The organism is Novipirellula rosea (assembly GCF_039541335.1).
GTDB classification, from domain to species: domain Bacteria; phylum Planctomycetota; class Planctomycetia; order Pirellulales; family Pirellulaceae; genus Novipirellula; species Novipirellula rosea.
Genome location: NZ_BAABGA010000119.1, coordinates 1 through 9,889, shown reverse-complemented (window position 1 = coordinate 9,889; position 9,889 = coordinate 1). Strand labels below are relative to the sequence as shown.

The window sequence follows — 9,889 nt, the reverse complement described above, 5'->3', positions numbered from 1 at the left end:
GTTTTTCAATTCCAACTTTGCCCAGGTCTCCAAAACAGCACCTTTTTCATCAGTCCAGCCGTTGGCCCTTAGGTTTCTTTGCATCGAAAACCTGGCCCGTTGGGCCAGGCTAGGCAAATTGCTGGGCCTTTGGCCCGAAGAACGTCTAAACACGCAACTTCAAAACGCCTCAGCAAGGACCCTCCGGACCCTTACCGCGATCTGCTCAGCTGATGATGTCGTGGATCACGTTTCCGAAATCTTGTTCGAGCCGCTTGTGACCAGGGACCTCCATGCGGTGCGAATTGAGCCCGAGTTGATGAAGAATCGTGGCATGCACGTCGGTGACATAATGGGGTTGTTCAACCGCGTGGAATCCAATCTCATCGGTCGCGCCGTGGACAACGCCCCCTTTCAGTCCTCCTCCGGCCATCCAGACGCTGAATCCGTAGGGATGGTGGTCGCGACCATCGCTGCCTTGAGATCCAGGCGTCCGTCCGAATTCGGTGGCAAACACCACCAGCGTTTCGTCCAGCATTCCTCGTTGCTTTAGGTCAGTCAGCAGACCCGCGATCGGGCGGTCGACTTGACCGGCCAGTTTGCTGTGCATGTTCTTCAGATTGGAATGCTGATCCCAAGCGCCTGCCGCACCATCACCGTGCATGATCTGGATAAATCGGACGCCTTGTTCAGTGAACCGGCGAGCGGCCAGTAGCTGCTGGCCGAAGTCGCGAGTTTCAGGTTGATCCAACCCGTACAGCTTATGCGTTTCTGCAGTTTCGCCGTCGAACCGGATCACGTCGGGAACTGCGGTTTGCATTCGGAACGCCAACTCATAAGACTTCGTTCTTGCTTCCAGCGCGGCATCGTGTGGGAACCGAGATTCATTCAGCCGGTTAAGCTGGCTGACCAGATCAAATCCCAATCGCTGCTCACGGTCAGAAACCTCTTTTTCGGCTCTCGCATAATCCAGCGGATTTTTGGGATCGACCTTCAAACCGACCGAGTCGTAGGCCGGCCCAAGATAATGGCCATCGCGGCGATCAAAAAAACGTGGCCCCATGCTGATGAATTGGGGCAAGTTATCGTTCAAGGTCCCGAGACCGTAATTGATCCAGGCCCCGATGGTCGGCACGCGTGGATCGAGCATGTGCCGTCCCGAGTGGAATTGCACCTGAGCGCCGTGATTGTCGTCGGTCGTCCACATCGATCGAATCACCGAGATGTCATCGATTCGTGATCCGATATGTGGAAACCAGTCGCTGACTTCAATTCCACTTTGGCCATACTTTTTGTAGCCAACTTGCAGCGGATACAGTTTGTTGCGTTGTTGCCCATTGGCATCGTTCACAACGACCACGCGAACGCGTTTCAGTTTTTCGGAATGCTGAACCTCGGCGAACGGAGTCTCGGGGATCGACATGCCAGCGAACTGATTCAGTGCCGGTTTGGGATCGAAACTCTCCATGTGCGAGACGCCTCCGCGCATGAACAACCAGATCACGTTCTTCGCTTTGGCGGGAAAATGAGGTTGTCCATCGGGGGACGCAAAACCAGCAGCCGACACCCGGTCTTGTTGCAGCATCGAGGCGAGCGCGATTCCACCGAGCCCCAAAGCGGACTGTGTAAAGAATTGACGTCGTGGCGAAGTCGTGCCACACGTTGATTGCGACAGTTTAGAACGCGAGGGATTCATCAAGTCACCGGATGGAAATGAAGTCATTATGATTAATCAGCGCATGCACCAATCTGGCACGCATGCGAGAGCTCAGCTCGCTGGCGGTGGCGCCGGAGTGCAGCTCCGCTATCTGGTGGCCGAATTCCGCACAATGGTCGACCTCTTCGCTATTGGGCGAGCGTGCTAGAAGGGCAAAGAAAGCTCGCTCGACAAACTGTTCAAAACTCGCTTCGGGATCTTCGTCACTGATCCGCTCAGCAATCTGCTGCGATGCGGTCAAAGCAAGTTCGCTGTTGGACAGCGCGAGTGCTTGTTGCGGCACGATACTCTCACTGCGGCGGTAGCACTGCATCAAATCGGCGTCGTCAAACATTGTCAAGAACTTGTCTTGAGTGTCTGCCGAGTGAGTGAAATATAGACTCCGCCGCCGACTCTCGGGACCTGGCTTGATGCTCGGACCACCCAATTTCAGATCCAACGTGCCTGCCAAATGTAGCAAGCTGTCCCGCACCGCTTGCGATTCCATGCGGCGAGTGTTCATCCGCCAGTAATAAACATTCGTCGGATCCGCCGCCAGCGTATGGGGGTCGGCCTCCAGCGTCGAACTGCGTAACTGGTAGGTCTGCGATGTGACCATCAAGCGGTGCAAGTGCCGGAAACTCCAACCCGATTCGATGAATTCCGATGCCAGGTAATCGAGCAGTTCGGCATGCACGGGGCGTTTCGCTTGCAGCCCAAAATCGAACACCGTTTCCACCAAGGGCTCGCCAAAGTGCCGCATCCAGACGTGGTTCACCGCAACGCGAGCGGTCAATGGATTATTGCGATCGACGATCCAGCGTGCCAAAGCAAGTCGGCGGCCTGTGCTTTGTTTCGGATAGGTAGCCGCATAGGTCTCAAAGTTATGCGCGGGGGTTTCCAGTGCCTTGCGTGATCCACGAAGCGGCGTGTAGGTACCGCTACCTGCCGCGACTTTCTTTAACAGCTCGGCGGCCTTAGCCTGTTTCGCTTGTGCCGCTTTGATCTTTTTCTTGTCTCCTTCCTGCAGCAGTATTTCGTACAACGATTCGGCTTGCATCCACTCGGCTTCTCGCTGGGCAGCCAGTTGCGCCGCGGCGGCGCCGGCTGTCGGGTCTGCGGCGGCATCGAACTGTAAATTGTCCGCCGCGATGATTGCCGAAATTCGCTCCGCGTCAGCCTTCGCGACATCCAGTTTTGCCACGGACAACGCGACCGCTTTCTCTGTCGACTCGACAGTCAACGCGGGTTGGTTGCCAGCGGACTTCAGCTCCATGTCTTCAGGCAGTGACCGTAGCGTGAGCTGGTCAAAGGCGACGGTCGCATCAAATCCGGACACCGTCAATTGGCCTTCAGGGCGGCGATCGGGCAGCTCGTAGGCAATCAAAAATGCGTCATCGAGCCATACATTGACGAGACGATCACGGACCGCGAAACGAAGTAGGTAAGACTTGCCCACTTTGAGTGTGACCGACTTCATCCCTTCGCGTGGATAGACATTCTTGCCATTGCGTGCATAGGCCACTTGCACTTTCTGGCCCGGTTCGTGTGCACTGCTGTAAACAAAATTGTTGTATTTAGCATCGTCACTTTGATCAAAGCGAAACGTGACCGATTTGTACGTGCTGCCGCCGGTAACTTGGTAACGACACGTCAATTCGAAGTCTTGTGGCGGTGTGTTTCGCAGTTTTAGTTCATGTCCTTCGCGAGTGACCGCAGTTTGGTGGAGCATCCCGTCACGGAGCTCCCAACCGTCACCCACGAGTTCCCAACGTTCGTCGTCAAGTTGGTCAAAGGGTTCATCAATGGGAGCAAAATCACGCTGTGAGTCCGGCTGCGTCGTGGCAACGTTAGAAATCGCAGCTTCGTGACCTTGGCGAGCGGCGGTTAATTCACTTTCCGTAGCAGCGATCGCCTTTTGAGCGTCTGCAAGTTTCGCTTGTTGAACGTAATCCCGCGTACCCGGTGCATAAGCGAAACGGGGTAGGTCTACGGGTGTGATCGGCGGAGCGAAACTCGCCAAGATCGCGGGCACCGAAGGGGTGATTTCCGTCTCTTTGTCAGGCTTGTTCTCATCGCCGCGGAGGTGCAAGAAGGTCTCCGCGTCGAGATGGTCATCAAACACGCGGGGCAATCCATCGACATCAAAGTTGGTGACGCCCGCAACGGGATCAAGACGGACTTGATGCGGTTCGAAGATCGCCCGGAAACGATAGTAATCGACGTGCGTGATCGGATCATATTTGTGGTCATGACACTTGGCACAGTTCAGTGTCAATCCGATAAACGCCTTGGCGGTGTGTTCGACCGTCGAGTCAAGCCAAGTGGTGCGATTGAACAGATAGTAGTTGCGGGCGAGGAAACCGGTCGCACGCACGATATCAGGATCATCCGGTGCAAGCTCGTCTCCGGCTAACATTTCAAGCACCATCTGGTCGTAGCCTTTGTCATAATTAAGCGAGTCGACGATCCAGTCTCGCCAATGCCAAAGATGTTTCTGGCTGTACCGCAATTGGGCTCCTAGACCATACCAATCGCTGTAGCGCCAAACGTCCATCCAGTGCCGCGCCCAGCGCTCGCCGTGCTGAGGGCTTTCAAGCAATTCGTCGACAATGGTTTCCCACGGCCGGTCGTCACGCAGTTGCTCGGCAGTGGGCGGTAATCCAACCAAATCCAAATACAATCGCCGCAGCGCGATCGATCGATCAGCCAATGAGGTGGTTTGCAAACCATGTTCGCGGCGTTTGACGTCCAGCCATTGGTCGATCGGATTGACGCTGGATTCGGTCTCAGTGTCTGAGCTCAATTCGGGTAACTCAGGCCGCACAATCTTCTGGAAAGCCCAGTGTGATTCGGGGCCCACTGGGATTTCTTCCTCCGGCGTGATCGCTCCCTCGTTGATCCAATCTCGTAGCAACGCAATCTCATCCGGTTTCAGTGCCGCCCCATCTTCGGCTGGCGGCATGCGATCATCCGGTTCGGCGACGATACGTTCAATCAGTAGGCTGGCGTCCGCATCGCCTGGATCGATCACTCCCGACTCGAGCATCAATGGCAACGTCTCCAGACGCAGATCCCCCTCTTGTTTGAGCACGCCGTGGCACGAGTAGCATTTCTCCTCAAGAATTGGCTTGATCTGCGTTAGATAGTCAACAGCCGACGCCAGAGAGGCGAAACACAACGGTAACATCAGTCCGACGAGGCAGATCACAATACGCATACCGGTCTCCTCCGCAATCTATACGGCGTGCGACCTCAGAGGCCGAAATGACTGTTGGCGTTGCCCGGCGACAACAGCGTTAGGTGGGGCGGGGGGCAGCAGGTGGGCAAACGGTGGGCTGGGGCGAAATGTCCCCAGGAACGAAAGTCTAACAGAAGCCGAGCCAGAAAGTGAAACGATTCGCACCCAATAACGCTGAAACCCCGACAAATAATGAAGTAGGGCCGGTTCCCACCGGCCACGAGCGTTGGTTGTCTGGTGCCGTAGGCTATAGATTAGGGGCGATCGGTGGATGTCCGATTACGACGGCCTCGCATGGAGACGGCCGGTAGAAACCGGCCCTACTTTGCTTTGCTTCCGCCCGAGTCTGACTCGGTGGAGGCAATAACGGGTTGCTACTGGGGCATGTTTCGTATAACCCTTAATCATAAGAGCCAGCGGTCCATTACCGCTTGGTGAAATACTAATACACGCCGCGAATTTCAGCTTTGATCGACGACTTGTAAAGCTCCGCAAGCTGTCGATGCGTTGGGGCACTCAACCGATTCAACTCTGACACCACGGTGTTGTCCGCCACTTGTGACGGTTTGGAGGCTCCGGTGATTACCGTGGTCACCGCTTCATGATCCAGGATCCACCGCTGGGAAAACTGGGCCATCGTCATGCCAGCCGGAACCATGGTTTTGATCTGGTCGGTCAGGGCAACTCCGGTTTCGAAGGGCAGCCCCGCAAAGGTTTCGCCGACATTAAACGCATCGCCATTGCGATTGTAATTGCGGTGGTCGTCCTCGGCGAATTGCGTCTCGTTGGTGAACTTTCCCGCCAGCAACCCGCTGGCCAGCGGTAACCGCACAATGATCCCCACCCCCTGATCCATGGCTCGGTCAAACAGAGTTGTGATGGGTTTTTGGCGGAAGATATTAAAAATGATCTGTAGAGACGTCAGTTCTGGTTGCTCGAGGATGCTAACCGCCTCGTCCATTGACTCCACGCTCGCGCCAAAATTCTTAATCAATCCGTCGCGTTTGAATTTACGCAGCCAGTCGAATATGTCTCCCGCAGCCATGACTTCCGACGGTACACAATGCAGTTGCACCAAATCCAAGCTGTCGACCCCCAGGCGACTGATCGATTCGCATATGTGTTGCTTGAGGATTTCGACTGTATAAGGACCCGGATAGTTTTGGCGGCCTACTTTGGTGGCGACAAAGATCTGATCGCGGTGCTGTTGAATAAATTGTCCGATTAATTTCTCGGATCGTCCGCTACCGTAGACATCGGCCGTATCAAAAAAAGTCACACCATGGTGCCATGCCGTTTCCAATATCTGCATCGCTTGCGACTCACTGACGCTGCCCCAATCGGCGCCCAATTGCCAACATCCCAGGCCAATTTCGGAAACCAAGCGACCGCTATTTCCAAGAGTTCTCGTCTTCATGTTTGTTTTCAATCAGGTGCGTACAGCGTCGTAAAAATTCCGAGAAATCGTACTCGGTTTCATTCGAATCAGCCAGTTGCGGTGCTACGCGTAAGCCAAATTCGGAAAACGTCAGGGGCAGCGCACTCCAGGCTCCATCCGACCGAGGTGATCGCCACATCAGCCAACAAAGTGCTCTGTCCCCATGCTGACCTGAATATTTTCCTGCCCTCTGCATTTTCCTGCCCGCCAGTTAACTGGCGTCAGACAGACGTGGCGCAAACAAGAGTCGAGTGAGCCGCAGCGTCGTTTTACCGAGCGCAATGTGGGTGAATGAACCGGGCAGGAGAATGTAAGGGGCAGGAAAATGGGACACCGCAGATAGTCTCGCATTCTGAATGTTTTTGCCCCTCATCTTTTTGTCTTCCTGCGGTGGGGGCGTAGTGGATGTCGCGGAACCAATTGCCTGCTATTCAGCGGTGGTGTATCGGCGAGGCCAGTGTTGGTTACTAAAAAAGGCAAAAAAATGAAGGGCAAAAAGATGGGACGCCGCACATTGGTCCTGCATTCTGAATATCTTCCTGCCCTCTGCATCTTCCTGTCCGCCAGTTATCTGGCGTTTGATGGACGTGGCGGAAACACGATTCGAGTGAGCCGCGGTGTCGTTTTGCCGAGCGCAATGTCGGTTACTGAATTGGGCAGGAAAATGTGAGGGGCAGGAAAATGGGACACCGCACATTGGTCCTGCATTCTGAATATGTTCCTGCCCCCTGCATTTTCCTGCCCGCCAGTTAACTGGCGTCAGACAGACGTGGCGCAAACAAGAGTCGAGTGAGCCGCGGTGTCGTTTTGCCGAGCGCAATGTCGGTTACTGAATTGGGCAGGAAAATGTGAGGGGCAGGAAAATGGGACACCGCAGATGGTCCTGCATTCTGAATATTTTCCTGCCCCTGCATTTTCCTGCCCGCCAGCTATCTGGCGTCTGATAGACGTCGCGGAAACACGATTCGAGTGAGCAGTAGCGTCGTATTACCGAGCGCAATGTCGGTGATTGAGCCGGGCAGGAAAATGTAAGGGGCAGGAAAATGGGACACCGCAGATGGTCTCGTATTCTGAATGTTTTTGCCCTCATCTTTTTGCCTTCCGGCGGCGCGGGCTTAATGGATGTCGCGGAACCAATAGCCGGCTATGCAGCGATGTTGTATCGGCGAGGCCAGCGTTGGTTACTGAAAACGGCAAAAACATGACGAGGCAAAAAGATGGGACACCGCGCACTGGTTCTATTTTCTGAATATCTTCCTGCCCCCTGCATTTTCCTGTCCGCCAGTTATCTGGCGTCTGACAGACGTGGCGCAAACTGCGTTAGCCCATGACTGGCGGACTGTGGACGAATCCTTCAAAATCGTCTCAGGAGACCAATATGTCAGCAAAGAACAAACAACGACGATCGTTTACCGAAGATTTCAAGCGAAATGCTGTCGATCTGATCGTCAATCAAGGCTACACCTTCGCGGCCGCCTCAAGGGCAGTCAATGTTGATACCACAACACTACGTGATTGGCATCGGAAGTTTGCACCAACGCCAAAACCTTGTGACGATAACGCGTCGGTCCAACAGCTCACCGCGGAAGTGAAACGGCTCCGCAAAGAACTCGCTCGCGTCGAGATGGAGCGTGAAATACTAAAAAAAACGACGGCGTATTTCGCGAAAGAGTCGCAGTGAAATACGTCTGGGTCAAAAACAACAAAGACTTGTTCCCAATCGTTGGAATGTGTGTTTTTGTAAGGTCGTTTGTTGGGCGCGTCTAGGAGCTGTTACACTGCGTACAACCAACTTTATGCGTGGTTGAAACAGTATTTAATCGAGAGGTTGGCTTCGGCGGGAAGGCTGACAGCGAACTGCGGGCACATGTTATGTTCGTCCGTTGTAAGGAGCGTTTCAATACTTGGGGATAGGTATGGCGTTAGGGATACGGCGAAGGTGGTTAAAGTTCAGCCTAAGGTCATTTCTTTTGCTGGTCACAATCGTGGGGTGCTGCATCGGCCCGTACCTGATGGAATTGCGAAATCGACAGATCGCGGTCAATCGAGTTCGCAGTCTTGGTGGCTCGATCCTGTATGAATTCCAAATGGATTCTAGCACAGGTTCCTATATCCAGGGTCCAGAGCGATACGAGATTACACCGAGTGGTCCAACATGGTTGCGATCACTTGTGGGGGCTGAAGTCTTCAATACACCTGTCAATGTCAATCTTTCATCGACAGCGATCAAAGACGCGGACCTTAGTATTCTCAGGCACATGCCAGAGCTGCGGTCTGTTGGGTTGGAGCAAACTCGAATCACCGATGCTGGGCTTCGTCACTTAATTCAACTCGAGAATCTGCGTATTGTCTATCTCCAGTTCGCCGAAGTCACGGAGAAGGGCGTTGAGGAGCTCCGCCTTCGACTCCCCAATGTCGAGATACAATACGAGATCGAGCCTATTGCAGAAAACGGCTGGGGCATTCGGAACTGGCGGGTGCAACCGGAAACCACTCGGCTGGGAATTCAATCGTTTCGCGGCGACGTACGCGTCATTCACCCTGGTTCGCCTGCGGATCTTGCTGGCATGACGATCGGTGACAAAATTCTCTCAATCAACGGAACGAAGATCGCTAGTGAGGTTCCGATTAGAGGACGAAATCCAAGCGACGGAAGCGAGGCAATGAAAAGGAGCTTAGCGGACATGATACCACGAGAAGAGAAGATGCTCCTGAAGATTGTGAAGGGGATGCCGCTTGGTTCGTGCATTCGACTTACGGTTGCACGCAACGAAAAAGAAGTCGCATTGCTCGCGGCGCTCGATGGAGCGGCCCACTAGCAGCGCGACCCAATCATCGGATAAAAAAACGACTGACGTCCGTCATGGAAATGGATGAGTGCAGTGTCTCGTGGCGGGACGGTACATGATTTCCCTGCCCATCTCATCTCCCTGCCCGCCAGTTATCTAGCTTTTGATAGACGTGGCGAACTCATGAATCGAGCGAGCAGCGGCGTCGTTTTACCGAGCGCAATGTCAGTTATTAAATTGGGCAGGAATATGTAAAGGGCAGGAAAATGGGATACCGCAGAAAGTCCTGCAATCTGAATATCGTTGCCCCCCCATATTTTTGCCTTCCGGCGGTTTGGGCTTAATGGATGTTGCGGAACCAATAGTCGGCTAGGCAGCGATGTTGTATCGGCGAGGCCAGCGTTGGTTACTGAAAAGGGCAAAAATATGAAGGGGCAGAAAGACGGGACACCGCACATTGGTTTTTCTTTCTGAATATCTTCCTGCCCTCTGCATCTTCCTGCCCGCCAGTTAACTGGCGTTTGATAGACGTGGCGGAAAGAAGAGTCGAGTGAGCCGCGGCATCGCTTTACCAACCGCAATATCGGTTATTAAATTGGGCAGGAATATGTAAGGGGCAGGAAAATGGGACACCGCAGATGGTCCTGTAATCTGAATGTTTTTGCCCCTCATCTTTTTGCCTTCCTGCGGTGCGGGCTTAGTGTATGTCGCGGAACGATGAGCCGGTTGCGCAGCGAGGTTGTATC

At 54.0% G+C, this 9,889-nt stretch carries 7 protein-coding genes; 3 read left to right on the top strand and 4 right to left on the bottom strand.

Annotated elements, in window-relative coordinates; translation table 11 throughout:
* Positions 1-205: 205 nt before the first annotated feature.
* From ABD971_RS32355 to ABD971_RS32345, 3 genes are all read right to left on the bottom strand, one after another.
* Positions 206-1,702: a DUF1501 domain-containing protein gene (locus ABD971_RS32355; protein WP_339940258.1), complete on the bottom strand. Its 1,497-nt coding sequence runs from the start codon at positions 1,700-1,702 to the stop codon at positions 206-208.
* Positions 1,680-4,895: a PSD1 and planctomycete cytochrome C domain-containing protein gene (locus ABD971_RS32350; protein ID WP_345327840.1), complete on the bottom strand. Its 3,216-nt coding sequence runs from the start codon at positions 4,893-4,895 to the stop codon at positions 1,680-1,682. Before ABD971_RS32350 ends, ABD971_RS32355 begins: the two co-directional genes overlap by 23 nt.
* Positions 4,896-5,358: 463 nt before the next feature.
* Entirely contained in the window at positions 5,359-6,333 is a 975-nt protein-coding gene (locus tag ABD971_RS32345) for an aldo/keto reductase (protein ID WP_345327839.1), read from the bottom strand.
* Between the two features lie 505 nt (positions 6,334-6,838).
* Here ABD971_RS32345 and ABD971_RS32340 point away from each other — a divergent pair.
* The 3 genes from ABD971_RS32340 to ABD971_RS32330 all read left to right on the top strand — a co-directional run bounded on the left by ABD971_RS32340 (position 6,839) and on the right by ABD971_RS32330 (position 9,173).
* Entirely contained in the window at positions 6,839-7,024 is a 186-nt protein-coding gene (locus ABD971_RS32340) for a hypothetical protein (RefSeq protein ID WP_345327838.1), read from the top strand.
* Positions 7,025-7,732: 708 nt separating this feature from the next.
* Positions 7,733-8,035: a transposase gene (locus tag ABD971_RS32335; RefSeq protein WP_345327837.1), complete on the top strand. Its 303-nt coding sequence runs from the start codon at positions 7,733-7,735 to the stop codon at positions 8,033-8,035.
* 289 nt (positions 8,036-8,324) lie between these two features.
* Positions 8,325-9,173, top strand: coding sequence for a PDZ domain-containing protein (locus ABD971_RS32330; protein WP_345327836.1), 849 nt, complete (start codon positions 8,325-8,327; stop codon positions 9,171-9,173).
* A 480-nt stretch (positions 9,174-9,653) separates the two neighbouring features.
* Here the strand turns inward: ABD971_RS32330 and ABD971_RS32325 are convergent.
* Positions 9,654-9,889, bottom strand: a 236-nt coding sequence (locus ABD971_RS32325) for a hypothetical protein (protein ID WP_345327835.1), incomplete at its 5' end; no start/stop codon positions are given.

Coding starts and splice junctions, on each gene's coding strand:
- ABD971_RS32350 (WP_345327840.1), bottom strand. CDS start 4,895: ATGCGTATTGTGATCTGCCTCGTCGGACTGATGTTACCGTTGTGTTTC.
- ABD971_RS32345 (WP_345327839.1), bottom strand. CDS start 6,333: ATGAAGACGAGAACTCTTGGAAATAGCGGTCGCTTGGTTTCCGAAATT.
- ABD971_RS32340 (WP_345327838.1), top strand. CDS start 6,839: ATGAAGGGCAAAAAGATGGGACGCCGCACATTGGTCCTGCATTCTGAA.
- ABD971_RS32355 (WP_339940258.1), bottom strand. CDS start 1,702: ATGACTTCATTTCCATCCGGTGACTTGATGAATCCCTCGCGTTCTAAA.
- ABD971_RS32335 (WP_345327837.1), top strand. CDS start 7,733: ATGTCAGCAAAGAACAAACAACGACGATCGTTTACCGAAGATTTCAAG.